Origin of the sequence: Pseudomonas sp. p21 (assembly GCF_001642705.1) — a bacterium.
GTDB lineage: Bacteria > Pseudomonadota > Gammaproteobacteria > Pseudomonadales > Pseudomonadaceae > Aquipseudomonas.
Genome location: NZ_LWBV01000002.1, coordinates 25381 through 50851, shown reverse-complemented (window position 1 = coordinate 50851; position 25471 = coordinate 25381). Strand labels below are relative to the sequence as shown.

General features: G+C 62.3%; 21 protein-coding genes and 2 tRNA genes. 14 read left to right on the top strand and 9 right to left on the bottom strand.

Features of this window, described 5'->3' with window-relative positions; all coding sequences use genetic code 11:
• The first annotated feature begins 16 nt into the window (after positions 1-16).
• The 13 genes from glmM to A4C63_RS05145 all read left to right on the top strand — a co-directional run bounded on the left by glmM (position 17) and on the right by A4C63_RS05145 (position 12385).
• Positions 17-1357 carry a phosphoglucosamine mutase gene (glmM, locus tag A4C63_RS05205; RefSeq protein ID WP_063911792.1) on the top strand — a complete coding sequence of 447 codons (1341 nt, stop codon included), beginning with the start codon at positions 17-19 and terminating at the stop codon, positions 1355-1357.
• Positions 1358-1422: 65 nt separating this feature from the next.
• Positions 1423-2178: a triose-phosphate isomerase gene (tpiA, locus tag A4C63_RS05200; RefSeq protein ID WP_063911791.1), complete on the top strand. Its 756-nt coding sequence runs from the start codon at positions 1423-1425 to the stop codon at positions 2176-2178.
• A gap of 4 nt (positions 2179-2182) precedes the next feature.
• Positions 2183-2581, top strand: a complete 399-nt coding sequence (gene secG / locus A4C63_RS05195; RefSeq protein ID WP_015271857.1) for a preprotein translocase subunit SecG — start codon at positions 2183-2185, stop codon at positions 2579-2581.
• 21 nt (positions 2582-2602) lie between these two features.
• Positions 2603-2688 (top strand) — tRNA-Leu (locus A4C63_RS05190).
• Between the two features lie 100 nt (positions 2689-2788).
• A tRNA-Met gene (locus tag A4C63_RS05185) sits at positions 2789-2865 on the top strand.
• A gap of 129 nt (positions 2866-2994) precedes the next feature.
• Complete coding sequence (rimP, locus tag A4C63_RS05180) at positions 2995-3453, top strand: ribosome maturation factor RimP (protein ID WP_003249960.1); 459 nt, start codon at positions 2995-2997, stop codon at positions 3451-3453.
• 59 nt (positions 3454-3512) lie between these two features.
• Positions 3513-4994 carry a transcription termination factor NusA gene (gene nusA / locus A4C63_RS05175; RefSeq protein ID WP_063911790.1) on the top strand — a complete coding sequence of 494 codons (1482 nt, stop codon included), beginning with the start codon at positions 3513-3515 and terminating at the stop codon, positions 4992-4994.
• Between the two features lie 27 nt (positions 4995-5021).
• The gene (gene infB, locus A4C63_RS05170) at positions 5022-7562 is read left to right on the top strand and encodes a translation initiation factor IF-2 (protein WP_063911789.1); all 2541 of its coding nucleotides are present in this window, start codon (positions 5022-5024) and stop codon (positions 7560-7562) included.
• Positions 7563-7678: 116 nt separating this feature from the next.
• Positions 7679-8077 carry a 30S ribosome-binding factor RbfA gene (rbfA, locus tag A4C63_RS05165; protein ID WP_063911788.1) on the top strand — a complete coding sequence of 133 codons (399 nt, stop codon included), beginning with the start codon at positions 7679-7681 and terminating at the stop codon, positions 8075-8077.
• A gap of 3 nt (positions 8078-8080) precedes the next feature.
• Positions 8081-8998 carry a tRNA pseudouridine(55) synthase TruB gene (truB, locus tag A4C63_RS05160; RefSeq protein WP_013974284.1) on the top strand — a complete coding sequence of 306 codons (918 nt, stop codon included), beginning with the start codon at positions 8081-8083 and terminating at the stop codon, positions 8996-8998.
• Between the two features lie 147 nt (positions 8999-9145).
• Complete coding sequence (rpsO, locus tag A4C63_RS05155; protein ID WP_003249971.1) at positions 9146-9415, top strand: 30S ribosomal protein S15; 270 nt, start codon at positions 9146-9148, stop codon at positions 9413-9415.
• 250 nt (positions 9416-9665) lie between these two features.
• The gene (gene pnp, locus A4C63_RS05150; RefSeq protein ID WP_063911787.1) at positions 9666-11771 is read left to right on the top strand and encodes a polyribonucleotide nucleotidyltransferase; all 2106 of its coding nucleotides are present in this window, start codon (positions 9666-9668) and stop codon (positions 11769-11771) included.
• Between the two features lie 263 nt (positions 11772-12034).
• On the top strand, positions 12035-12385 hold the full coding sequence (locus A4C63_RS05145) for a BON domain-containing protein (protein WP_063911786.1): 351 nt from the start codon (positions 12035-12037) through the stop codon (positions 12383-12385).
• Between the two features lie 70 nt (positions 12386-12455).
• On the opposite strand, the gene A4C63_RS05140 is transcribed toward A4C63_RS05145, so the two are convergent.
• Positions 12456-12758 carry a putative quinol monooxygenase gene (locus tag A4C63_RS05140; protein ID WP_063911785.1) on the bottom strand — a complete coding sequence of 101 codons (303 nt, stop codon included), beginning with the start codon at positions 12756-12758 and terminating at the stop codon, positions 12456-12458.
• A 59-nt stretch (positions 12759-12817) separates the two neighbouring features.
• Here A4C63_RS05140 and A4C63_RS05135 point away from each other — a divergent pair, with 59 nt between their 5' ends.
• Complete coding sequence (locus tag A4C63_RS05135; protein ID WP_063911784.1) at positions 12818-13231, top strand: VOC family protein; 414 nt, start codon at positions 12818-12820, stop codon at positions 13229-13231.
• A 121-nt stretch (positions 13232-13352) separates the two neighbouring features.
• On the opposite strand, the gene A4C63_RS05130 is transcribed toward A4C63_RS05135, so the two are convergent.
• From A4C63_RS05130 to A4C63_RS05095, 8 genes are all read right to left on the bottom strand, one after another.
• Complete coding sequence (locus A4C63_RS05130; protein ID WP_063911783.1) at positions 13353-16289, bottom strand: DUF748 domain-containing protein; 2937 nt, start codon at positions 16287-16289, stop codon at positions 13353-13355.
• A 78-nt stretch (positions 16290-16367) separates the two neighbouring features.
• Positions 16368-17237 (bottom strand): oxygenase MpaB family protein, encoded by an 870-nt coding sequence (locus A4C63_RS05125; protein ID WP_063911782.1) that lies wholly within the window; start codon positions 17235-17237, stop codon positions 16368-16370.
• Between the two features lie 42 nt (positions 17238-17279).
• Entirely contained in the window at positions 17280-19214 is a 1935-nt protein-coding gene (gene acs, locus A4C63_RS05120; RefSeq protein ID WP_063911781.1) for an acetate--CoA ligase, read from the bottom strand.
• A 136-nt stretch (positions 19215-19350) separates the two neighbouring features.
• The gene (gene pgi, locus A4C63_RS05115; protein ID WP_063911780.1) at positions 19351-21015 is read right to left on the bottom strand and encodes a glucose-6-phosphate isomerase; all 1665 of its coding nucleotides are present in this window, start codon (positions 21013-21015) and stop codon (positions 19351-19353) included.
• Positions 21016-21242: 227 nt separating this feature from the next.
• The gene (gene panC, locus A4C63_RS05110) at positions 21243-22106 is read right to left on the bottom strand and encodes a pantoate--beta-alanine ligase (RefSeq protein WP_063911779.1); all 864 of its coding nucleotides are present in this window, start codon (positions 22104-22106) and stop codon (positions 21243-21245) included.
• Entirely contained in the window at positions 22103-22903 is an 801-nt protein-coding gene (panB, locus tag A4C63_RS05105; protein ID WP_063911778.1) for a 3-methyl-2-oxobutanoate hydroxymethyltransferase, read from the bottom strand. Before panB ends, panC begins: the two co-directional genes overlap by 4 nt.
• 262 nt (positions 22904-23165) lie before the next feature.
• A complete protein-coding gene (folK, locus tag A4C63_RS05100; protein ID WP_063911777.1) occupies positions 23166-23645 on the bottom strand; it encodes a 2-amino-4-hydroxy-6-hydroxymethyldihydropteridine diphosphokinase in 480 nt (159 codons plus the stop codon).
• Positions 23642-25030 (bottom strand): polynucleotide adenylyltransferase PcnB, encoded by a 1389-nt coding sequence (locus A4C63_RS05095; protein ID WP_063911776.1) that lies wholly within the window; start codon positions 25028-25030, stop codon positions 23642-23644. The genes folK and A4C63_RS05095 overlap by 4 nt, the downstream gene beginning before the upstream one ends.
• Positions 25031-25471: the final 441 nt, after the last annotated feature.

Below are 25471 nucleotides of genomic sequence, written 5' to 3'. Positions count from 1 at the left end.
GAACATTGGAGCCCCTATGAGCAGAAAATACTTTGGTACCGACGGCATTCGTGGCCGCGTCGGCGAATACCCGATCACGCCTGACTTCATGCTGAAGCTTGGCTGGGCGGCCGGCATGGCCTTCCGCAAGCAAGGCCACTGCCGGGTGCTGGTGGGCAAGGACACGCGTATCTCCGGTTACATGTTCGAGTCCGCACTCGAAGCCGGCCTGTCCGCGGCGGGTGCCGACGTGATGCTGCTCGGGCCGATGCCGACACCGGCCATCGCCTACCTGACGCGTACCTTCCATGCCGAAGCCGGCATCGTCATCAGTGCCTCGCACAACCCGCACGATGACAACGGCATCAAGTTCTTCTCGGGCCAGGGGACCAAGTTGCCAGACGAAGTCGAGCTGATGATCGAGGAGTTGCTCGACCAGCCGATGACCGTTGTCGAGTCGGGCAAGCTGGGCAAGGTTTCGCGCATCAACGATGCCGCCGGCCGCTACATCGAGTTCTGCAAGAGCAGCGTGCCGACCAGCACCAGCTTCGACGGCCTCAAGCTGGTTGTCGATTGCGCCCACGGTGCCACCTACAAGGTTGCGCCAAGCGTGTTCCGTGAGCTGGGTGCCGAGGTAACCGTCCTGCACGCTCAGCCCGACGGCCTGAACATCAACGAAGGCTGCGGCTCGACCCACATCGAATCGCTGCAGGCTGCCGTGCTGGTGGGCCATGCCGACCTGGGCATCGCTTTCGACGGTGACGGCGATCGCGTGTTGATGGTCGACCATACCGGTGCCATCGTCGATGGTGACGAGCTGCTGTTCATCATCGCCCGCGACCTGCAGGACCGTGGCAAGCTGCAGGGCGGGGTAGTGGGCACGCTGATGAGCAACCTGGGCCTGGAGCTTGCGCTGAAAGACCTGGATATCCCGTTCGTGCGGGCCAAGGTCGGCGACCGCTACGTCATGGCCGAGCTGCTGGAGCGTGAGTGGCTGGTCGGTGGTGAAAACTCCGGTCACGTCGTGTGCTGCAACCACACCACCACGGGGGATGCGATCATCGCTGCCCTGCAGGTGCTGATGGCGCTCAAGCGCCGCGGCGAAACCCTGGCCCAGGCCCGTCAGGCCCTGCGCAAGTGCCCGCAGGTGCTGATCAACGTGCGCTATGGTGCCAGCAAGGTCGACCCGCTGGAGCACCCGTCGGTCAAGGAAGCCAGTGCCAAGGTGACCGAGGCCTTGGCTGGCCGCGGCCGCGTGCTGCTGCGCAAATCCGGTACCGAACCGTTGGTGCGGGTGATGGTCGAGGGCGAGGACGAAAGCCAGGTGCGTGCGCACGCAGAAGCGCTGGCCAAACTGGTCGGCGAAGTTTGTGTCTGAAGGCGCTTGCCAGCGCAGATAGGGTTGGGTACTATCTGCGCCCACTTTGACCGACGAGGTAAAGCATGCGTCGCCCTATGGTAGCTGGTAACTGGAAGATGCACGGTACCCGCGCTAGCGTCGCTGAGCTGACCGAAGGCTTGAGAAATCTGGCCTTGCCGAGCGGAGTGGAAGTCGCAGTTTTTCCACCGGCCTTGTTCATCAATCAAGTGATCGATGGTCTAGCAGGTAAGGGAATTACTGTCGGCGCACAGAATTCTGCAGTACAGCCCGAACAGGGTGCGCTGACCGGAGAAGTTGCTCCGGAACAGCTGGTTGAAGCAGGTTGCAAGTTGGTGTTGATTGGTCATTCGGAGCGTCGCCAGATCATTGGTGAAACCGACGAAGTGCTCAATCGCAAGTTTGCAGCGGCCCAGGCCAAAGGTTTGAAGCCAGTGCTTTGCATCGGGGAAACCCTTGAAGAGCGCGAGGCTGGCAAAACGCTCGAAGTTGTCGGGCGTCAACTAAGCAGTATCATCGAAGCATTCGGTGTTAAGGCTTTTGCCAATGCAGTAATTGCCTATGAGCCTGTATGGGCCATTGGCACTGGCCTTACGGCCACGCCACAGCAGGCCCAGGATGTGCACGCCGCCATCCGTGGCCAGCTGGCGGCAGAAGATGCTGAAGTGGCTGCGAAGGTGCAGTTGCTCTACGGCGGCAGCGTGAAGGCGGCCAATGCGGCCGAACTGTTCGGCATGCCGGATATCGATGGGGGGCTCATTGGTGGAGCTTCCCTGAACGCAGACGAATTCGGTGCAATTTGTCGCGCCGCAGGAAACTGAACAAATGCTGGAAACAGTCATCGTTGTTTTTCATCTGTTGGCAGCGCTGTCGCTTGTAGTGCTGGTTCTGTTGCAACAGGGTAAGGGTGCGGAAGCAGGTGCATCTTTCGGCGCGGGTGCTTCAAATACCGTGTTCGGGAGCCAGGGCTCTGCAACGTTCCTGAGTAAATTAACTGCTATACTCGCTGCCACTTTCTTTTTGACAGCACTTGGGTTAGGATACTTCGCGAAGCAACAAGCTCACCAGCTTAGCCAAGCGGGTCTTCCGGATCCAGCAGTGCTAGAAGTGAAAGAGCCGCAGAAACCGGCAGTTAATGATGATGTACCGGTGCTCCAGCAGCAGAAGAGCGAAACCACTCCTAACACGGGTGATGTACCTCCTCCGGCACAAGAGCAGAAGTAACGGGTTTCAAGTAGTAGTATTGCCGAGGTGGTGGAATTGGTAGACACGCAACCTTGAGGTGGTTGTGCCCATAGGGTGTAGGGGTTCGAGTCCCCTTCTCGGTACCAATTAAAGCTTGAGAGCCCGCTTTAGCGGGCTTTCTTGCAGGTGAAGGTTCGGATTTGACCCTCAACAGGGTTCGGTCTTATACTTTTGCCCCAGCTTTGTCGCGGGGTGGAGCAGCTTGGTAGCTCGTCGGGCTCATAACCCGAAGGTCGTTGGTTCAAATCCAGCCCCCGCAACCAGCTTCAGCGGAGCCCCTTTTCAGGGGCTTTTTGCTAACCGAACAGTTTCGGCGTCGTTGTCCAACGGCGCTTTCAGGGATGGGCGCTTCGCCCATTTTTTATTTGCACAGCATGCACGAGGGGGTTCAGGTGTCGAGCAAGCTAGAACAGTTGCAGGCCTTGTTGGCCCCGGTTGTCGAGGGTCTGGGCTATCAGTGCTGGGGGATCGAATACGTTTCCCAGGGTAAGCATTCGGTACTGCGCATCTACATCGACAAGGAAGGCGGCATCCTGGTGGACGACTGCGAAGCGGTCAGCCGTCAGGCCAGCGCAATTCTCGATGTGGAAGATCCGATCAGCAGTGAATACACCCTCGAGGTGTCTTCTCCAGGCATGGATCGCCCACTGTTCACTCTGGAACAGTTTGCCTCGCATGCCGGCGAACAAGTGAAGATCAAGCTGCGCTCACCCTTCGAGGGTCGTCGTAACTTCCAGGGCCTTCTCCGCGGTGTGGAGGAGCAGGACGTGGTGGTCCAGGTGGACAATCAAGAGTTCCTGTTGCCGATCGACTCGATCGACAAGGCCAATATTATTCCCAGTTTTGACTGAGACGTGCCGGGCCCGGCGGACGATCCGGGCCCAATGGCTTGCGCAAGGCGAGGCGTACGATGAGCAAAGAAGTACTGCTGGTTGTTGAATCGGTATCCAACGAAAAAGGTGTACCGCCCGGCGTCATTTTCGAGGCGCTGGAAGTGGCACTGGCCACTGCAACCAAAAAACGTTTTGAAGACGAAGTCGACCTGCGTGTGGAAATCAACCGCCACACCGGTAGCTACGAGACCTTCCGTCGCTGGACTGTGGTCGACGAAGCCGATCTTGATGATCCGGCAATCGAGACCTGGTTGAGCAAGATTCACGAAACCCACCCTGATGCCAAGGTTGGTGACGTGATCGAAGAGAAGATCGAGTCCATCGAGTTCGGTCGTATCGCCGCCCAGACCGCCAAGCAGGTCATCGTGCAGAAGGTCCGTGAGGCCGAGCGTGCCCAGGTGGTCGATGCCTACCGCGAGCGCGTTGGCGAAATCATCTCCGGTACCGTGAAAAAAGTTACCCGCGACAACGTCATCGTTGACCTGGGCAACAACGCCGAGGCCCTGCTGGCCCGCGAAGACATCATTCCGCGTGAAACCTTCCGTGTCGGCGTGCGCCTGCGTGCGCTGCTCAAGGAAATTCGCACTGAAAACCGTGGCCCTCAGCTGATCCTGTCGCGCACCGCGCCACAGATGCTGATCGAGCTTTTCCGCATTGAAGTGCCGGAAATTGCCGAGGGCCTGATCGAAGTCATGGCTGCTTCCCGTGATCCGGGTTCGCGAGCCAAGATCGCCGTCCGCTCCAAGGACAAGCGTATCGACCCGCAAGGTGCCTGTATCGGCATGCGTGGCTCGCGCGTCCAGGCCGTATCCGGGGAGCTGGGTGGTGAGCGTGTGGATATCGTCCTGTGGGACGATAACCCGGCGCAGTTCGTCATCAACGCCATGTCGCCGGCTGAAGTCGCGGCGATCATCGTTGATGAAGATGCCCATGCCATGGACATCGCCGTTGCCGAGGACAACCTGGCCCAGGCCATTGGTCGTGGCGGTCAGAACGTTCGCCTGGCCAGTCAGCTGACCGGCTGGACCCTGAACGTGATGACCGAGAAGGACATCCAGGCCAAGCAGCAGGCCGAAACCGGTGACATCCTGCGTAATTTCATCGATGAACTGGAAGTCGACGAGGAGCTGGCCCAAGTGCTGGTCGACGAAGGCTTCACCAGCCTCGAAGAAATTGCCTACGTACCGTTGGAAGAAATGCTCAACATCGATGGCTTTGACGAAGATATCGTCAACGAGCTCCGCGCTCGAGCCAAGGACCGTTTGTTGACCAAGGCCATCGCTACCGAAGAAAAACTGGCAGACGCCCATCCGGCTGAAGACCTGCTCTCCCTCGAGGGCATGGACAAGGACTTGGCGGCGGAACTGGCGGTGCGCGGCGTGGTTAACCGCGAAGACCTGGCCGAGCAGTCGATAGACGATCTGCTCGACATCGACGGCATCGACGAAGAGCGTGCCGGCAAGTTGATCATGGCCGCCCGAGCCCACTGGTTCGAGTAATTAGGCGCGGCCTGAGGAGAGAAGTGCATGACGCAAGTCACGGTGAAAGAACTGGCCCAAGAGGTCGAGGCACCGGTAGAGCGCCTGCTGCAGCAGATGCGTGAGGCAGGTCTGCCGCACACCGACGCCGGTCAGGTAGTGACCGACAATGAGAAGCAGACCCTGCTGACTCATTTGAAGAGCAGCCACAAGAGCAAGGCGGAAGAGCCGCGCAAGATTACCTTGCAGCGCAAAACCACCAGCACCCTGCGTGTCGCCGGTAGCAAGAGCATCAGCGTAGAAGTACGCAAGAAGAAAGTATTCGTGCAGCGTAGCCCGGAAGAAATCCAGGCTGAGCAGAAGCGTGAGCTGGAAGAGCGCCGCGCGGCTGAAAATGCCGCTCGCGAGAAGGTCGAGGCCGAAGTTCGCCAGCGTAACGAAGAGCAGGCTCGCCGTCAGGCTACCGAAACCGCTGCTGTAGCCCCTGCGCCTGCCGCCAAGCCAGAGGCGGCGCCTGCCGCTGCCCCGGCTCCGGTAGTTGCCGACGCCCCGGCCTCCGAAGACGCTGCAGCCCGTGCTGCCGAGCGCAAGAAGGACGAAGCCCGTCGCAACGAAGGCCGCACCCGTGACGAAGACCGTCGGGGTGGCGAGCGTCGTGGCGAAGCCCCGCGCGTGTCGATCAAGGTCAAGGTCAAGGAGAAGGAAAAGGCCCCGACTCCACGTGCCGCACCGCGCACCACCGATGAAGAGAGCGATGGCGTACGCCGTGGCCGCGGTGGCAAGAGCAAGCTGAAGAAACGCAACCAGCACGGCTTCCAGAACCCGACCGGTCCAGTCATCCGTGACGTGACCATCGGCGAGACCATCACCGTCTCGGAACTGGCCCAGCAGATGTCGGTCAAGGCCGCTGAAGTGGTCAAGTTCATGTTCAAGCTGGGTACCCCGGTCACCATCAACCAGGTGCTTGACCAGGAAACCGCTCAGCTGGTCGCCGAAGAACTGGGCCACAAAGTGACCCTGGTCAGCGATACCGCCCTGGAAGACTCCCTGGCCGAATCGCTGAAGTTCGAAGGTGAAGTGGAATCGCGTGCGCCGGTCGTTACCGTCATGGGTCACGTTGACCACGGTAAGACCTCGCTGCTCGACTACATCCGTCGTGCCAAGGTTGCCGCTGGCGAAGCCGGTGGTATTACCCAGCACATCGGTGCCTATCACGTGGAAACCGACCGCGGCATGGTCACCTTCCTCGATACCCCAGGCCATGCTGCGTTCACCGCAATGCGTGCCCGTGGTGCCAAGGCTACCGACATCGTCATCCTGGTGGTGGCGGCGGACGACGGCGTGATGCCGCAAACCCGCGAAGCCGTTCAGCACGCCAAGGCAGCTGGCGTTCCGCTGGTGGTCGCGGTGAACAAGATCGACAAGCCGGGTGCCGACATCGACCGCATCCGCAACGAACTGGCCGTCGAAGGCGTCACCTCCGAGGACTGGGGTGGTGACACTCCGTTCGTCAAGGTTTCGGCGAAGATGGGTACCGGCGTCGACGAACTGCTCGAAGCGGTCCTGCTGCAGGCCGAGATTCTCGAGCTGACCGCTACCCCGACCGCTCCAGGTCGTGGTGTGGTTGTCGAATCGCGCCTGGACAAGGGCCGTGGCCCGGTGGCGACCATCCTGGTTCAGGACGGTACCCTGCGTCAGGGCGACATGGTGCTGTGCGGTTCCAACTATGGCCGCGTGCGCGCCATGCTCGACGAGAACGGCAAGCCTGTGAAGGAAGCCGGCCCGTCGATCCCGGTCGAAATCCTCGGCCTGGACGGTACCCCGGAAGCCGGTGACGAGCTGTCCGTGGTTGCCGACGAGAAGAAGGCCCGTGAAGTTGCCCTGTTCCGTCAAGGCAAGTACCGCGAGGTCAAGCTGGCCCGTGCTCACGCCGGCAAGCTGGAAAACATCTTCGAGACCATGGGTCAGGAAGAGAAGAAGACCCTCAACATCGTCCTCAAGACCGACGTGCGTGGTTCCCTGGAAGCACTGCAGGGTTCGCTGTCGGGCTTGGGCAACGACGAAGTTCAGGTGCGCGTGATCGGTGGCGGCGTCGGTGGTATCACCGAAAGCGACGCCAACCTGGCGCTGGCTTCGAATGCAGTACTGTTCGGCTTCAACGTGCGTGCCGATGCCGGCGCGCGCAAGATCGTCGAGCAGGAAGGTCTGGATATGCGTTACTACAACGTGATCTACGACATCATCGAAGACGTCAAGAAGGCCCTGACCGGCATGCTCGGCAGCGATGTTCGCGAGAACATCCTGGGTGTCGCCGAAGTGCGTGACGTGTTCCGTTCGCCGAAGTTCGGCGCCATCGCTGGCTGTATGGTCATCGAGGGTACCGTGTACCGCAACCGTCCGATCCGCGTACTGCGTGAAGACGTTGTGATCTTCGAAGGCGAGCTGGAGTCGCTGCGTCGCTTCAAGGACGACGCCTCCGAAGTGCGTAACGGCATGGAGTGCGGTATTGGCGTGAAGAGCTACAACGACGTCAAGGTCGGCGACAAGATCGAAGTCTTCGAGAAAGTCCAGGTGGCTCGTACCCTGTAAGGGGCGAGCGTGGTGCAGGCCCCGCCCCAGGGCGGCTGGCAGCGCCTCTGAAGGTAGCGCCCGGTCAGGCTTCAGCTTGACCGGGCGTTTGCCGCTTTAAGTTACAGGTAGCAAGAATGGCAAAAGAATATAGCCGTACCCAACGCATCGGCGACCAGATGCAGCGCGAGCTGTCGGAGTTGATCCGCCGTGAAGTCAAAGACCCGCGCGTCGGCCTGGTGACCATCACTGCCGTCGACGTCAGCCGCGACCTTGGCCACGCCAAGGTGTTCATCACCGTGATGGGCCAGGACGGCGCCGACGCCGTACCGCAGACCCTCAAGGCCCTGACCAGCGCCGCGAGCTTCCTGCGCCTGCACCTGGGCCGTGTGATGCAACTGCGCAGCGTGCCGCAACTGCATTTCCACTTCGACGAGAGCGTCAGCCGTGGTGCCCACCTGTCGGCACTGATCGAGCGCGCGGTCGCCGAAGACCGTCAGCACAAGGATGCCGACCAGCCGGACGCCGAGGAGTAAGCGGTGGCCCAGGTCAAACGTATCCGCCGCAACGTCAGCGGCATCATCCTGCTCGACAAGCCGCTGGGCTTCACCTCCAACGCCGCCCTGCAAAAGGTGCGCTGGCTGCTCAATGCGGAAAAGGCCGGCCACACCGGCAGCCTCGACCCGCTGGCAACCGGCGTGCTGCCGCTGTGCTTTGGCGAAGCGACCAAGTTTTCGCAGTACCTGCTCGATTCCGACAAGGGCTACGAAACGGTCATGCAGATGGGGCAGACTACCAACACCGGCGATGCCGAAGGTGAGGTGCTGCAGACCCGCGAGGTGACCGTTGGTCGCGCCGACATCGAGGCCCTGCTGCCACGTTTTCGTGGCCAGATCAGCCAGATACCGCCGATGTACTCGGCGCTCAAGCGTGACGGCCAGCCGCTGTACAAGCTGGCACGTGCAGGAGAGGTAGTGGAGCGCGAGGCGCGTTCTGTTACTATTGGCCGCTTGGAGTTGCTCGAGTGCGAAGGCACCCGTGCACGGTTGAGCGTAGGATGCAGCAAAGGCACCTATATCCGTACCCTGGTGGAGGATATTGGCGAGGCCCTTGGTTGCGGCGCTTATGTCGCCGAGCTGCGCAGGACCCAGGCCGGGCCCTTCGCGCTGGCACAGACGGTCACCCTCGAGGAACTCGAACAGGCCCACGCCGAAGGCGGCAACGAAGCGCTCGACCGCTTCCTGATGCCCTCGGACAGCGGCCTGCAGGACTGGCCGCTGGTGTGCCTGTCCGAGCACAGTGCGTTCTACTGGTTGCATGGGCAGGCGGTACGCGCGCCGGACGCGCCACAATTTGGCATGGTCCGGGTACAGGATCACAATGCACGCTTCATCGGTATCGGTGAAGTGAGCGAAGACGGGCGCATTGCGCCGCGTCGGCTGATTCGGTCGGAATGACCGAAACCGGGGGGCCAGGCAGTTGCCGAACCCCACGGCATCAAGGGTGGCTGTCAGTAGGCACGGTCACACCTTTTTTATTAATACAGGGATTAGTCCCTGGCCTATTGGACCCCGCATGCGGGATCCGTTATCAGGAGAAGCCACATGGCCCTCAGCGTTGAAGAAAAAGCTCAGATCGTTGCCGAATACCAGCAAGCCGCCGGCGATACCGGTAGCCCGGAAGTGCAGGTTGCTCTGCTGACCGCCAACATCAACAAGCTGCAAGGCCACTTCAAGGCCAACGACAAAGACCACCACTCCCGTCGTGGTCTGATCCGTATGGTCAACCAGCGTCGTAAGCTGCTGGACTACCTGAAGGGCAAAGACACCACTCGTTACAGCGCCCTGATCGGTCGCCTGGGCCTGCGTCGCTAATAGCGGCCTGGTCAGTGGTGTGCATGGCGTGTCGCAGGCTTCGACAGGGCTGTTTTGCAGCGCTGCCGTTGGACACGCCACGCGTATCTCCGAGGTTGGCAGCCTGGCAATGCTGAGCGGTTTTTCCGCTTGGTGCCAGGCTCCCAGCCTCGTGTTGTATCTGGACGGTCAATGGGGCCGATTCCCCGTTCTGCCCAAGAATTCGCAAGAAACCAGTTCCCCCAAGAGCCACTGAAAAAGGTAGGAAACCGTGAACCCGGTAATCAAGACTTTCCAGTTCGGTCAATCGACCGTTACTCTCGAAACGGGCCGCATTGCCCGTCAGGCAACCGGCGCCGTGCTGGTTACCGTCGACAACGACGTCACCGTGCTGGTGACTGTGGTAGGCGCCAAACAGGCTGATCCAGGCAAGGGCTTCTTCCCGCTGTCGGTTCACTACCAGGAAAAGACCTACGCCGCCGGCAAGATCCCGGGTGGCTTCTTCAAGCGTGAAGGCCGTCCTTCCGAGAAAGAGACCCTGACCTCGCGCCTGATCGACCGTCCGATCCGTCCGCTGTTCCCGGAAGGCTTCATGAACGAAGTGCAGGTTGTCTGCACCGTGGTTTCCACCAGCAAGAAGACCGACCCGGACATCGCTGCGATGATCGGTACCTCGGCTGCCCTGGCCATTTCCGGCATCCCGTTCGAAGGCCCGATCGGTGCCGCGCGCGTTGCCTTCCACGAAAGCACCGGCTACCTGCTGAACCCGACCTACGAGCAACTGGCTGCCTCGAGCCTGGACATGGTCGTTGCCGGTACCGAATCGGCTGTACTGATGGTTGAATCGGAAGCCAAAGAGCTGACCGAAGACCAGATGCTGGGCGCTGTACTGTTCGCCCACGACGAATTCCAGGCCGTGATCCAGGCGGTCAAGGAACTGGCCGCCGAAGCCGGCAAGCCGACCTGGGACTGGCAGCCAGCCCCGGCCAACGTCGAGCTGATGAACCTGGTGCGTGGCGAGTTCGGCGAAGCCGTTTCGCAGGCCTACACCATCACCCAGAAGGCTGACCGCTACAACCGCCTGGGCCAACTGCGTGACGAGGCTGTTGCCCGTCTGAGCAACGAAGAGACCGGCCCGTCCGCCGGTGCCATCAAAGAGATCTTCGGCGAGCTGGAATACCGCACCGTCCGCGAGAACATCGTCAACGGCAAACCGCGTATCGACGGCCGTGACACCCGCACCGTGCGCCCATTGAACATCGAAGTCGGTGTGTTGCCGAAGACCCACGGCTCGGCGCTGTTCACCCGTGGCGAAACCCAGGCCCTGGTCGTCGCGACCCTGGGTACTGCCCGTGACGCCCAGCTGCTGGACACCCTGGAAGGCGAGAAGAAAGACCCGTTCATGCTGCACTACAACTTCCCGCCGTTCTCGGTGGGTGAGTGCGGCCGCATGGGCGGCGCCGGCCGTCGTGAAATCGGCCACGGCCGCCTGGCCCGTCGTGGCGTGCAGGCCATGCTGCCGAGTGACAGCGACTTCCCGTACACTATCCGCGTGGTCTCGGAAATCACCGAGTCCAACGGCTCCAGCTCCATGGCTTCGGTCTGCGGTGCTTCCCTGGCCCTGATGGACGCCGGTGTACCGATGAAGGCACCGGTTGCCGGTATCGCCATGGGCCTAGTCAAGGAAGGTGACAAGTTCGCCGTCCTGACCGACATCCTGGGTGACGAAGACCACCTGGGCGACATGGACTTCAAGGTCGCCGGTACCGCCAAGGGTGTTACCGCGCTGCAGATGGACATCAAGATCAACGGCATCACCGAAGAGATCATGGAAATCGCCCTGGGCCAGGCCCTGGAAGCGCGCCTGAACATCCTCGGCCAGATGAACCAGATCATCGCCCAGTCGCGTAGCGAGCTGTCGGCCAACGCTCCGACCATGATCGCGATGAAGATCGACACCGACAAGATCCGTGACGTCATCGGTAAAGGCGGCGCCACCATTCGCGCCATCTGCGAAGAGACCAAGGCTTCGATCGACATCGAAGACGACGGCTCGATCAAGATCTTCGGCGAAACCAAGGAAGCGGCAGATGCTGCCAAGCAGCGCATCCTGGGCATCACCGCCGAGGCCGAGATCGGCAAGATCTACGTCGGCAAGGTCGAGCGCATCGTCGACTTCGGTGCCTTCGTCAACATCCTGCCTGGCAAGGACGGCCTGGTGCACATCTCCATGCTGAGCGATGCTCGCGTCGAGAAAGTCACCGACATCCTCAAGGAAGGCCAGGAAGTCGAAGTACTGGTACTGGACGTGGACAACCGCGGCCGTATCAAGCTGTCGATCAAGGACGTTGCCGCGGCCAAGGCCTCGGGCGTCTAAGCGACTGCCACGCAACAGGAAAAGGGCCCTTAGGGGCCCTTTTTTCATGGGTGAAAGGGAACCTTTTGCGGACTTGCATCTTGCATGCAGGATTATCGTGCGGATTGCAAAATGCACGACTCCGGGAATGCTTGCTGTTTGCTAAGTGATTGATTTGAAAGGAAACAGGCTAAACGGAATAGCTGGCATAGCGCATGCAGCTATCCTCATACCTGTCGCCAGGATGTACGGCGCAGACCTTTCGAAAAACAGGAGTGACCCCTATGAAGAAGTTCGCCATTGCTGCCGCTACTGCTACCGCTCTGACCCTGACCATGGCTAACGCGGCATTCGCCCAGCAGTCCACCCAGGCCCCGATGACGCTGGCGGCCGGTGAGGTGACCAAGACCAAGGAAGCAGCCTCCGATACCTGGATCACTACCAAGGTAAAGGCTGACCTGATGACCGAGAAAGGTGTGCCTGGTGGCGATATCAAGGTCGAAACCAACAAGGGTGTCGTGTCGCTGTCTTCTGACACGGCGGTGACCGCAGCACAGAAAGAGGCGGCCATTGCCATCGCCAAGAAGATCAAGGGCGTGCAGGCCGTGTCGGCTGATGGCCTGAAGTCCGAATAAGGAATGTCCCGTCGGCCAAACGGATTTGGCCACCCATTCAAGAAGGGGCTGCACAGCAGCCCCTCTTCACTTAAAACACCGGATTCCGCGCAATCACATCACTCTCGAAGCATTCCTGCTCAAGGATCAAGGGCTCAACCAACGGCCGACTGTCGCGGAAATGCGCGGTCTGGGTATGCGCTTCGTACGCCGCATCATCACGGTAGATCTCGTACAGGTAGATCACCTCCGGGTCGACCCGGTCCTGCGATACATCGAACACCAGGCAGCCAGGTTCGGTGGCGACGGAAGCCGCGGCATTGACCTTGATCGCGGTCAGGAAATCCTCGGCGCAACCGGGCTTCACACGGGTCTTGATGAACAGGCTATACACAAGGCGCTCCTTTTGTTTTAAATTCAGATGTGAATTGTATACAAAAAGGAGCCTCGCCAATGTCCGAATTGCCTGTACGCCCTGGCCGCCTGAACGGCCTGCGCCATATCGCCTTGTTGGTGCCCAATCTGGAGGAGTGCGAACGCTTCTACGTCGATGTGCTGGGCATGGAAGTGCTGAACCGCGCCAATGAAGACCTGGTGTATCTCACGTGTGGTAACGACAACCTGTCGCTGGGGCGCGGGGCAGGGGCGGCCAATGGTTTGCAGACCCTGGACCACTTTGGGTTCATCGTCGATAGCGTGGAGGAGCTGGAGGCCTGGTACCAGTACTTCAAGGCCCACGGCGTGACCTTGCTGGACCGGCCGTTCAACCATGGTGACGGGGCGCGCAGCTTCCACCTGCTGGACCCGGCGGGGAACAAGGTGCAGCCGCTGTATCACCCGGCGGTGTCGGGGCAGCGGTTGGTGTGAAGCCTGTGCCGGCCTCTTCGCGGGCTTGCCCGCTCCCACAGGGACCGCACACAGTTCAAGGCCTGTGCAGTACCTGTGGGAGCGGGCAAGCCCGCGAAGAGGCCAGACCTGCTAGTAGAGATTATTCGGCATCCAGATGCATCGGTGTCACCACCCGCCCATCGCTCTCGGCCCGGCCCAGGTTGGTATCGATGAAGTACACCCGGTCATCTTCCAGCTGGCCCTTGTCCACCAGGTAATCCTTGATGCTGCTGGCCCGCTCCTGGCCCAGTGTGCGCAGCAGCGCGGTACTCTCGGCCCAGGACTTGATCACCGCCTCGCGCAGCTTGGCGGTGCGCTCGTCGCGGCCCAGTTGCTCCCATTCGGCAGGCGGCTGCTGCTTCAGGCGGTTACGGTAGATGCCTTCGAGCATCGCCGGTTTGTCGCTGTCGTCGACCACCAGCATCGAGGCATTGGCCGGCACTTTGTCACCGCGACGTTGCAGGATCTTGTACCAGGTGGCCTGGTACTCACGCTCCAGGCGCTGCTGGGCGATCAGCGGGCCATCGCTGGCCTGGGCGCTGGTGCCTTCGATTTCCAGGCGCAGTTCCGGGCGCTCCTTCAGGGCCGATGCCAGTTTGTCCAGTGATGCCTTGGCGTCGCCACTGAGCTCGCTGGAGCCTGGGGCGAAGGCCACGTTGCCCAGGTCTTCCGAGCCACTGCCGGCAACCAGCCCGCCAATGAACTTGAACGGCGCCTGTGCCGCGCGCAACACCAGGTTGCGCAGGGTTTGCCAGACGATCGGCATCACGCTGAACTGCGGGTTGTTGAGGTCGCCGGACACCGGCAGCTCGATCGAGATCTTGCCTTCGGTATCTTTCAGCAGCGCCACCGCCAGGCGGATCGGCAAGTCCACTGCGTCCGGGCTATCGACCTTCTCGCCCAACTGCAACTGCTCCACCACCACCTTGTTCTCGGCCTTCAGCTGGCCGTTGGTGATCAGGTAGTGCAGGTCGAGGTTGAGCCGGCCCTTGCGGATACGGAAGCCGGCGAACTTGCCGGAGTAGGGTGTCAGTGTGGTCAGCTCGACCCGCTTGAAGCTGGTGGCGATGTCCAGGCTGGCCAGCGGGTTGAACGGGTTGAGGGCGCCTTTGATGGTGACCGGCGCGTAGCGGTCGACCTTGCCCTTGACGTCGACCTTGGCCGGCACCGGCTTGCGGTTGTCGATGGTGCCGATCTTGCCGTTGAGCTGCTGGATGGCCGTGGCGAAGTTGGGGGTAAGGGACAGGTCGGCGAAGTTGGCCGAGCCGTCGTTGATGTCGATCTGGCCGATGTGGATGCCCAGCGGCTTGTCATTGCTGGCTGCGGTCGGCTTGGCCTGGCTGGTCGCCGGGGCACCGGCCGGCTGCGGGATCAGCAGGTCATTGATGTTGGTGGTGCGGTCTTCATTGATGATGAAGCGCGCATAGGGCTGCAACAGGGTTACCTTGTCGATCGACAGCGCATCGCCGTGCACGTAGGACAGGCCGTCGACGTTCACCTGCTGCCATTTGACGAAGTCGCGGCTCTTGATGGTGTCGAGGGTGTGCAGCTGGCTGACCTGTGCCTTGCCGGTAACGCTGAAGGCTAGCGGTGCGGTGTTTTTCAGGTCGACCTTGAGGTCGCTGGCGAGCATGCCGCTGCGCAGCTCCAGCAGGATGAACGGGCTGATATAGGCCTGGGCCACCCGCAGGTCGATGTCGCGGCTGCTCACGTCCAGCTTGGCCCATATGGGCGCCAGGTTGACCTGGCCGGCCGCCTGCAGTTTGCCCTGCTTGCCCACGCCGGTATCGAGCTTGAGGGTGAAGGGCGACTGGTTGAGGCTGTCGAAACCTTGCAGGTCGGCGTTGAGCGGGCCGACGTCCAGGGCTACCGGCTCTTTATGGGTGCGGTCTGCCAAGTGCACCAGGTAGTTACGCAGTTGCACGTCCTTGAGCAGCACCTGCCAGGGCTTGCCCGGCTCCTTGGCGGCTTGTTGTTCCGGTGTGGGTTCGGCGGCGGCCGGCTCGGCCTTTTCCTTCGGCGTGGCCTTGGCCGGCTGGCTGGCGAACAGCTTCTGCCAGTCGAGCTGGCCGTCCTTTTCCAGTGCGGCCCAGGTTTCCAGTTTTTCGCTGCGGATCTTGCCCACGGTGACCAGTTGCTTGACCAGGTCGACGGAGGTCTCGCTCACTTCCAGGCTGGCCAGGCGCGCCAGCGGGCGACCATCCGGAGCCTTGATGGCGAACGGTGCAATGCGCACCGACGCGTTGTCCAGCAACAGTTCGGTCTGCTTGGCGAGGTTGAGCTTGTAGTGAGTGTCGAGGCTGACCACGCCGTTTTCCAGCACCAGTGGTACGGCATCGCGTACATAGGGCCAGAACGCCTTCATGTTGCCGTCGGTGACCTTCAGTGTGCCTTCAGAGGCGATCGGCGACAGGCTCAGGGTGCCTTTCCAATCGATGCGCCCGCCGTTGGGGCCGATGGCCACCAGGTTCATGTCAGCATTGTCGTTGGGCAAGGTGCTGAGGTTATTCAGCTCCAGGTTCATGTTGTCGTAGAGGAACTCGATCGGCTCGCTCGGGCGCAGGTCCTCGAAGTGCAGGTAACCGTCGCTGAGCTTGATGCTGCCGATGCGCAGCGGGAACGGGTCGCTGGGCGGCTCGTCGGGCTTGGCTTCGCTTGGGGGCAACTTGAACAGGCGGGTCAGGTTGAGGGTACCGTCCTTGGCGAACAGCACTTCGTTGCGTGGTTTGACCAGTTCCACCGCGTCCAGGTGCAGGGCACCGCTCCACAGGCTGTCGAGCGAGAGGTTGGCGTACAGCCGGTCGAAGCCGACCTGCTCCTTGCCCGGCTCGCCGATCTGCAGGCCCCACAGCGTCAGCTCGAGGCTGAAGGGGTTGAGCTCGATCCGTTCGAGGTGGGCAGGTACGGTTGCGTACTGGGCCAACTGCTGGTTGGCGATGCGCAGCGCGACACCGGGGAGGATGAGAAAGCCGAGAAGGCTGTAGAGGGCTACGAGGGCCAGAAGTGCGCCAGCGGCGCGAGTCAATCCTTTGTACATGTGTCGCTTCGTCTGTCTAAGCAGGAGAGCTTGGAGTATGGCACGTTAAATCAGTTCCGCTGAGGCGACCATTTGATCTCATTCGATGCCCATGCGCCGTTTGGCCCGGTGTGCCGAGCCGTCGCGCATCGCCCAGCGCAGTATCGGTGCGGTGCGCTGCAGGCCCAGGCGGATCATGCGCCGCTGCAAAGGGCCGTGCTGCAGGCCGAGCATGGCCTGGGCCCAGGCCGGCAGCAGGTCGATGCCGGCGTGCAGCATCAGCTTGCCCACCGGCTGTGCCAGGCGGCTGGGAGCCGGGGCGTCGAGCAGGATGTCGACCACTTGGTGACTACGGGCATCGCATTGCAACTGCGGGCGCATGTGCTGCAGGTAATCCTCGACCTGTTGGCACGAGCGTGGCACGTCGCGGGCACCAAGGCGCTCGGCGATCAGCGCGATCTCGGCGTAGTAGGCATCCTGCTCGGCGCGCGCAAGGTGCGGGTTGCGGTAACGCAGGTGGGCGGCGAGGAAGCTGCTGACTTCCGCCACATGCACCCAGGTCAGCAGGTTCGGGTCGCTGGCTGCATACGGGCGGCCATCTGGCGCGGTGCCGGTCACCTGCAGGTGGATGGTGCGCACCTTGTCGATCAGCCACTCGGCATCGCGGGTGGCACCGAAGGTGGTGCCGGAGATGAACTGGCTGGTGCGGCGCAGGCGGCCGAGCAGGTCTTCACGGAAGTTGGAATGGTCCCACACCCCTGCCAGGGCCAGCGGGTGCAGCAACTGCAGCATGAGGGCGCTGATGCCACCGACCAGCATGCTCGGGAAGTCGCCATGTACCCGCCAGCTGATGCTGTGCGGGCCGAACAGGCCGGGGTCGCCCTTGGGCGATTCCAGGTCGAGCTGGCCGAGGGCCAGCCCGGTGAGGCTCATGACCTGGGTTTCGATGCGACGGCGAAGGGCTTCCATGGCGACCTGTGGTTCAGGGCGGCCATGAACAGCGGCCGCCGGTTACTGGTTGAGGCGTTTGTCGATCAGGCCCTGCACCACGCTGGGGTCTGCCAGGGTCGAGGTATCGCCCAGGTTGTCCAGTTCGTTGCAGGCGATTTTGCGCAGTATACGCCGCATGATCTTGCCTGAGCGTGTCTTGGGCAGCGCCGGGGCCCACTGGATCAGCTCGGGCTTGGCAAAACTGCCGATTTCCTTGCTGACCAGCGCCAGCAGCTCGGCCTTGAGCGCCTCGTCCGGCGTCACGCCATTCATGGGCGTGACAAAGGCATACACGCCCTGGCCCTTGAGGTCGTGGGGGTAACCGACCACGGCCGCTTCGGCGACACTGTCATGCAGCACCAGCGCGCTTTCCACTTCGGCGGTACCGATGCGGTGGCCGGAAACGTTGATCACGTCATCGATACGCCCGGTGATCCAGTAGTCACCATCGGCATCGCGGCGGGCACCGTCGCCGGTAAAGTAATAGCCGGGCATCGGCTTGAAGTAGGTGTCGACCATGCGCTGATGGTCGCCATAGACGCTACGGATCTGCCCGGGCCAGCTGGCCTTGATGACCAGCAGGCCGGCACCGGGGCCTTCGATGAGCTTGCCCTTTTCGTCCAGCAGCACCGGTTGCACGCCGAACATGGGCTGGGTGGCACAGCCGGGCTTGAGCACCTGCGCGCCGGGCAGCGGGGTGATCATGATGCCGCCGGTTTCGGTTTGCCACCAGGTATCGACGATGGGGCAGCGCTGCTGCCCGACTGCCTCGAAGTACCACTCCCAGGCTTCGGGGTTGATCGGCTCGCCGACGCTGCCAAGCAGGCGCAGGCTCTGCCGTGAGGTGCCTTGCAGTGGCCCGTCGCCTTCGCGCATCAAGGCACGCAGGGCGGTCGGGGCGGTGTAGAAGATGTTCACCTTATGCTTGTCCACCACCTGCCAGAAGCGTGAGGTATCCGGGTAGTTGGGCACGCCTTCGAACATCAGCGAGACCGCGCCATTGGCCAGCGGGCCATAGACGATGTAGCTGTGGCCGGTGACCCAGCCGACATCGGCGGTGCACCAGAACACCTCGCCTTCACGGTAGTCGAACACCACCTTGAAGGTGAGGGTGGCCTGCAGCAGGTAGCCGCCGGTGGTGTGCAGCACGCCCTTGGGTTTGCCGGTGCTGCCGGAGGTGTAGAGGATGAACAGCGGGTCTTCGGCGCCCATTGGCTCGGGGGCGCAGTCGTCGCCGGCCTTTTCCGTTGCCTCGTGGTACCAGAGGTCACGGCCTTCGGCCCAGGCAACATCGCCGCCGGTGCGGCGCACCACGAACACGCTGCTGACCGCAGGGCAACTGGCCAGGGCCTTGTCGACGTTCTGTTTCAGCGGGATGCGCTTGCCGCCGCGCACGCCTTCATCGGCGGTGATCACTGTGCGGCAGTCGGCATCGAGGATACGGTCGCGCAGGGCGTCGGGCGAGAAGCCGCCGAACACCACCGAGTGGATGGCACCGATACGGGTGCAGGCACGCATGGCGAAGGCGGCCTCGGGGATCATCGGCATGTAGATGCACACCCGGTCGCCTTTCTTCACCCCGCGTGCTTTCAGCGCATTGGCCAGGTGGCAGACCTGGCGGTGCAGTTCGCGGTAGGTGATGGCCTTGGAATCCTTGGGATCGTCGCCTTCCCACAGCAGGGCGGTCTGTTCGCTGCGCTGGGCCAGGTGGCGATCGATGCAGTTGTAGCTGACGTTGAGCTGGCCGCCATCGAACCAGCGGGCATTACCGGTCTTCAGGTCGCATCGCTGCACGCTCGACCAGGGCTTGATCCAGTCCAGGCGCTTGGCCTGTTCGGCCCAGAAGGTGTCGGGGTCATCCACCGACTGGCGGTAGAGGCGGCGGTACTCGTCGGGGGTGAGGGCGGCGGACTGGCTGACGGCCAGGGCCTGGGGATAGTTGCGGATATCGAACATGGCGGGTGGTCCTGCTCTTGTGAGGGGCGATGGACTGCAACGGCTATTCGATAGGACAGTGTAGCTGGGAGAGGTGTTCAACCTGTGCCGGCCTCTTCGCGGGCTTGCCCGCGAAGAAGCTGGCGAAGGTTTCAGATCAACCGCGGTGACGGCCGCGGAAATAGTTGATCAGGCCTTGGGTGGAACCGTCTTCGGCGCTGTCTTCCAGGCTTCCTACAAGACGCTGGTAAACGCCCTTGCCCAGCTCCTTGCCCAGTTCCACGCCCCACTGGTCGAAGGCGTTGATGCCCCAGATCACGCTCTGTACGAAGACCTTGTGCTCGTACATCGCCACCAGTGCGCCCAGGCGACGCGGGCTGATGCGTTCCACCACCAGGGTGTTGCTCGGGCGGTTGCCCGGGATCACCTTGTGCGGGGCCAGTTTTTCGATGTCCGCTTCGTTCAGGCCTTTGCCACGCAGCTCGGCTTCGGCTTCCTCGCGGGTTTTGCCCAGCATCAGCGCCTGGCTCTGCGACAGGCAATTGGCGTACAGCCACTGATGATGGTCGGCCACCGGGTTGAAGCTCACCACCGGCACGATGAAGTCGGCCGGAATCAGCTGGGTGCCTTGGTGCAGCAACTGGTGGTAGGCGTGCTGCCCGTTGCAGCCGACACCACCCCAGATCACCGGGCCGGTATCGGTCTTCACCGGGGTGCCGTCCTGCAGCACGCTCTTGCCGTTGGACTCCATGTCCAGCTGTTGCAGGTGCTTGGTGATGTTGCGCAGGTAGTGGTCGTACGGCAGGATCGCGTGGCTCTGAGCGCCCCAGAAGTTGCCGTACCACACGCCCAGCAGCGCCAGCAGCACTGGCATGTTCTTGTCGAACGGTGCGGTCTGGAAGTGCTGGTCCATGGTGTAGGCACCGGACAGCAGTTCCTTGAAGTTGGCGGTACCGATGGCCAGGGCGATCGGCAGGCCGATGGCCGACCACAGCGAGTAGCGCCCGCCCACCCAGTCCCACATCGGGAAGATGTTCTCTTCGCGGATGCCGAAGGCCACGGCGGCGGCCTTGTTGCTGGAGACGGCGATGAAGTGGCGGTACAGCTCGGCTTCCGAGCCGCCCTGGGCCAGGTACCAGGTACGCGCGGCCATGGCGTTCTTCAGGGTCTCGAGCGTGTTGAACGACTTCGACGAGACGATGAACAGGGTGGTTTCGGCGCGCAGGTTGGCCGACAGCTCGTGGAACTCACTGCCGTCGATGTTCGCCAGGTAGTGGCAGCGCACGCCACGCTGGGCGTAAGGCAGCAGCGCCTCGGAGACCAGCTCGGGGCCGAGGAACGAGCCACCAATGCCGATGTTGACCACGTCGGTGATCGGTTTTTCACTGTAGCCGCGCCACAGGCCGTCATGGATGCGGCCGACCAGCTCGGTGATCTGGTTGAGCACCTTGTGCACTTCCGGCATGACGTTCACGCCGTTGACGCTGAGCTTGTCGCCTACCGGCCGGCGCAGGGCGGTGTGCAGTACCGGGCGACCTTCGGAGGCGTTGATGATTTCGCCGCTGAACATCGACTTGATGGCGTCTTGCAGGCCCACTTCGTTGGCCAGGTTGACCAGCAGGTCGCGGCTTTGTTCGGTGATCAGGTTTTTCGAGTAGTCGAGGAACAGGCCGCAGCAGCTCAGGGAGAACTGGTCGAAGCGCTTGGCATCGGCGGCGAAGGCTTCGCGCATGCTGAAACCTTGCATGGCGTCGCGGTGTTGCTGGAGCGCCTGCCAGGCGGGCAGGGCCGTCACATCGTGGGGTGTACGGTAATACGCCATTGCGCGGGGTTCCCTTGGTGCGTGATGAGGCCTTGGACACGGCAGTCATTGCCGGGTTCAGGCTGGCACCATTATAGGCAAAGGCCACTTGCAGGGAATGGGTATGGCGGGGGAATTTGGAGGCGATTTGCCCCTCTTCGCAGCACAAGGCTGCTCCTACAACAGAAGGTGATTTTCTGTAGGAGCAGCCTTGTGCTGCGAATGGGCTGCAAGGCAGCCCCGGGCTGTTACGCGGTCTTTTCTTCCAGATGCAGGTACAGGTTGTCGATCAACCGTGTGTTACCCAGGTAAGCCGCCGCAATCACGACCAGGTCTCGATCATCGATCACCGCCGGGCGCAGGCTCACGGCATGGCGCACTTCCAGGTAATCCGGCCGGAAACCAGCGGCAGTCAACTGCGCCTGGCCTTCGGCAACCAGCGCGGCAAAGTCCCGCTGGCCACGGCCGATGCCAGCAGCGATGTGCTGCAGGGTGCGGTACAACGCTGGCGCCGCAGCACGTTGCTCAGGCGTGAGGTAGCCATTGCGCGACGACAGCGCCAGGCCGTCTTCGGCCCGCACGGTGGGCTCACCGATGATCTGGATCGGCATGTTCAGGTCGCGCACCATGGCACGGATCACCGCCAGCTGCTGGAAGTCCTTTTCGCCGAACACGGCAAGGTCGGGCTGGACCATGTTGAACAGCTTGCTGACCACGGTGGCCACGCCCTCGAAATGCCCGGGTCGGCTGGCGCCGCACAGGCCTTCGGAAAGGTGGGGCACGCTGACGCGGGTTTGCACGCTCATGCCGTCGGGGTACATCTCTTCGACGGTAGGCGCGAACAGCAAATTGCAGCCGGCCTGAAGCAGGCGCTCCTGGTCGGCGGCCAAGGTGCGCGGGTACTTGTCGAGGTCTTCGTTGGCACCGAACTGCAGCGGGTTGACGAAGATGCTGGCGACCACGAAATCGGCGCGCTGCGCGGCCTTGGTCACCAGGGCGGCATGGCCGCTGTGCAGGTTGCCCATGGTCGGTACGAAGCCGATGCGCTTGCCTTCACCGCGGGCGCGGGCGACTGCGGCGCGCAGTTCGCGGACGGTCTTGACTGTATTCATGCACTGAATCCGTGTTCGCTGCCTGGGAAGCTGACTTGCTTGACTGCCTCGACGTAAGCGACGAGGGCGCTGTGGATATCCGGCTGGCCTTGCATGAAGTTCTTCACGAACTTCGGTACCCGGCCGCTCAGCGACAGGCCGAGCATGTCGTGCAGGACCAGTACCTGGCCATCGGTGCCGCTGCCGGCGCCAATGCCGATCACCGGGATGCCCACGGCATTGGTGATTTCCGCCGCTAGTTCACTAGGTACGCATTCGAGCAGCAGCATGGCCGCTCCGGCTTGCTCCAGGGCGATGGCGTCGGCGCGCATCTGCCGGGCCTGGGCTTCCTGGCGGCCCTGGACCTTGTAACCGCCCAGCACGTTGACAGTTTGCGGGGTCAGGCCCATGTGCGCGCACACCGGCACGCCACGCTCGGCCAGCAGGCGGATGGTCTCGGCCAGCCAGGCAGCGCCTTCGATCTTGATCATGTGGGCGCCAGCCTGCATCAGCGTGGCGCTGTTGGCAAAGGCTTGCTCCGGGGTGGCATGCGCCATGAACGGCAGGTCGGCGAGGATCAGTGCGCCGTCGTTGCCACGTTTGACGCTGGCGGTGTGGTAGGCCATGTCCGCGGTGGTCACCGGCAGTGTGCTGTCGTGGCCTTGCAGGACCATCCCCAGCGAGTCACCCACCAGCAACACTTCGACACCGGCCTGGCTGGCGGCCCTGGCGAAGGTCGCGTCGTAGCAGGTCAGCATGGTGATTTTTTCACCCTTGGCCTTGAGGCCATTGAGGGTGGTCAGGGTTACTTCAGGCATGTAGGAAATTCCTCGTTCAGGCGCTGTAAAAAACGACTGCATTCAACGCGTGTAGTCATCTTCCGGAGCGGCACATCATCGCGCGTGATGTTCGGGCACAGGTCCGTCCGGGCCTAAATACGGGTATGCGGCACTTTGGTGCCACACGGGACGCCTATAGTCGTGAGCGAGGTGGGGGAAGTCAATCACCCTGTTACCGCATTGTTACGATCAGGGTGTTACTGGCGTTACCGCGCCAGTGTGCAAGGCTGGAACGCCCGGTTTACAGGCGTTCCAGGCCGACGAACGGGCAGTCGTCGAGCAGTTGCGCGAGGGCGCGGCCATCGGCCAGGCGGAAATCGCCCGGTACCAGTTCAGCCAGTGGGTACAGCACGAAAGGCCGGGCATGCATGTGGTAATGCGGCACTTTCAGGCGCGGCTCGTCGAGCACCTGGTCGCCGAACAGCAGGATGTCCAGGTCCAGTGTGCGCGGGCCCCAGCGCTCCTTGCGCACGCGGCCCTGACCGTTCTCGATGGCCTGCAGTGCATCGAGCAGGGCCAGCGGCGGCAGGGCAGTGTCCAGCGCAGCGACGGCGTTGGTATAGCGCGGCTGGCCGGGCAGCAGCGAATCACTGGTGTACAGGGCCGAGGCAGCCACCAGCCGCGTGGCTTCGACCTGGTCGAGGGCCTGCAAGGCGCTGCGCAGCTGCTCGGCAGGTGCGTCCAGGTTGCTGCCCAGGCCGATATAGGCGCGGGTACTCACTCGAACGCCTCGTCGCCACTGCGCTTGCGTTTGCCACCGTTACGCTTGCGTTTGCGCGGGCCGGCGCCGGTGCCTTCGTCACGGCTGCCCAGCTCGCGGATCATCTCGCGGCGCTCGCTGTCGTTGGCATCCTGGTAGTCGGTCCACCACTGGCCGAGGTCATCGGTTTCTTCCCCGGCGCTTTCCCGCAGCAGCAGGAAGTCGTAGCCGGCACGGAAGCGCGGGTTGTCCAGCAGCACGTCGGCGCGCTTGCCGCTGCGGCGTGGCAGGCGCTCCTGCATGTCCCAGATCTCGCGGATCGGCAGGGTGAAGCGCTTGGGGATGGCGATGCGCGCGCATTGCTCGGCGATCAGGTCGTGGGCCGCACCGTTCATGGCCGGGATCGGCGGCACGCCCTGGTTCTGCAGGTGCAGCACGCGGGCCGGCAGGGCTGGCCACAGCAGCGCGGCGAAGAGGAACGCCGGGGTTACCGGTTTGCCTTGCTTCACGCGCAGGTCGGTGTTGTTCAGCGCCTGGCTGATCAGCGTGTGGGTGTAGGTCGGGCGCTCGTCCAGGGCATGCGAACTGGCCGGGAACAGCGGCTCGAACAACTGCAAGTCGACCAGCATTTCGAAGACGATGGCGCCCTGGCCAGAAAGGAACAGCTTGAGGCTCTCTTCGAACAGGCGCGCTGGCGGAATCTCGCGCAGCAGCGGGGCCAGTTCGCGAATCGGCTGGACCGTGTGCTTTTCGATGCCGAAGTCGAGCTTGGCGGCGAAACGCACCGCGCGCAGCATGCGCACCGGGTCTTCCTGGTAGCGGTGTGTAGGGTCGCCGATCAGGCGCAGCAGGCGGTTGCGGATATCGTGCACGCCATTGGCGTAGTCGAGGATGCGCTCGCTGACCGGGTCGTAGTACAGGGCATTGATGGTGAAGTCGCGACGTTGCGCGTCTTCTTCCAGGGTGCCGTATACGTTGTCACGCAGGATGCGGCCACTGGCATTGTGCGACGAACGGTGGCTGTCGCCCTGGTCGTCTTCCGAATGGTGGGCGCGGAAGGTGGCGACTTCGATGATCTCACGGCCGAAATGCACGTGGACCAGCTTGAAGCGGCGACCAATGATGCGCGCGTTGCGGAACTCGGCACGGACCTGTTCGGGGGTGGCACTGGTGGCGACGTCGAAGTCTTTCGGCGTGATGCCCAGCATCAGGTCGCGGACACAGCCACCGACCAGGTAAGCCTGGTAGCCGGCGCTCTGCAGGCGTTCCACGATGTTCACCGCGTGGCGGCTGAACTGGTGGCGCTGCAGCGAGTGCTGGCTCTTGTTGATCACCTCAGGCGTGGTGCGCCTGTGGTGCGGGCCCGGTACGGGCGGGCGAAACGACTGGAACAGCTTCTTCAGCATGGGATGCACTGTTTGAAGGAATGTTCGGCCAAGAATAGGAGAATGGCCGCATGATGGGCGGGGATTCTAGCATTTACTCAAGGAATGGTGTAGGCGGGTAGCAGGATGCCTGCGGGAGGGTAGAAACGACAAGGGGAGCCTAAGCTCCCCAAGAAGTCGTTGCGTGCTCTTATTGTTTTTTTGCTGGGCTTCTTGTTTTTGTTGAGCGCCCTGTCCACAAATCTCGAAGCTTGTGGACGACCCCCAATCCAGGGGTTAAGAGCAAACGGATTGCTTTGGTCGCTGATGTCACGTTGATCTGTTGATCCAACCAGTTCAGGCGCTGCTTTTTAGTGCAGTTTTTGTTGTTCTCTGCCTGGTTGTGGGGCAAGCCCCAAACACGCATCCTCTCCAAAAGAATCAGTTAGCTGCGCCTCCGCCGTCTTGTTTTTATTGTGCGTG

Coding starts and splice junctions, on each gene's coding strand:
- acs (WP_063911781.1), bottom strand. CDS start 19,214: ATGTTCGATATCCGCAACTATCCCCAGGCCCTGGCCGTCAGCCAGTCC.
- A4C63_RS05125 (WP_063911782.1), bottom strand. CDS start 17,237: ATGGAAGCCCTTCGCCGTCGCATCGAAACCCAGGTCATGAGCCTCACC.
- pgi (WP_063911780.1), bottom strand. CDS start 21,015: ATGGCGTATTACCGTACACCCCACGATGTGACGGCCCTGCCCGCCTGG.
- panB (WP_063911778.1), bottom strand. CDS start 22,903: ATGCCTGAAGTAACCCTGACCACCCTCAATGGCCTCAAGGCCAAGGGT.
- tpiA (WP_063911791.1), top strand. CDS start 1,423: ATGCGTCGCCCTATGGTAGCTGGTAACTGGAAGATGCACGGTACCCGC.
- panC (WP_063911779.1), bottom strand. CDS start 22,106: ATGAATACAGTCAAGACCGTCCGCGAACTGCGCGCCGCAGTCGCCCGC.
- A4C63_RS05145 (WP_063911786.1), top strand. CDS start 12,035: ATGAAGAAGTTCGCCATTGCTGCCGCTACTGCTACCGCTCTGACCCTG.
- A4C63_RS05095 (WP_063911776.1), bottom strand. CDS start 25,030: ATGCTGAAGAAGCTGTTCCAGTCGTTTCGCCCGCCCGTACCGGGCCCG.
- nusA (WP_063911790.1), top strand. CDS start 3,513: ATGAGCAAAGAAGTACTGCTGGTTGTTGAATCGGTATCCAACGAAAAA.
- secG (WP_015271857.1), top strand. CDS start 2,183: ATGCTGGAAACAGTCATCGTTGTTTTTCATCTGTTGGCAGCGCTGTCG.
- infB (WP_063911789.1), top strand. CDS start 5,022: ATGACGCAAGTCACGGTGAAAGAACTGGCCCAAGAGGTCGAGGCACCG.
- glmM (WP_063911792.1), top strand. CDS start 17: ATGAGCAGAAAATACTTTGGTACCGACGGCATTCGTGGCCGCGTCGGC.
- rbfA (WP_063911788.1), top strand. CDS start 7,679: ATGGCAAAAGAATATAGCCGTACCCAACGCATCGGCGACCAGATGCAG.
- A4C63_RS05130 (WP_063911783.1), bottom strand. CDS start 16,289: ATGTACAAAGGATTGACTCGCGCCGCTGGCGCACTTCTGGCCCTCGTA.
- A4C63_RS05135 (WP_063911784.1), top strand. CDS start 12,818: ATGTCCGAATTGCCTGTACGCCCTGGCCGCCTGAACGGCCTGCGCCAT.
- rpsO (WP_003249971.1), top strand. CDS start 9,146: ATGGCCCTCAGCGTTGAAGAAAAAGCTCAGATCGTTGCCGAATACCAG.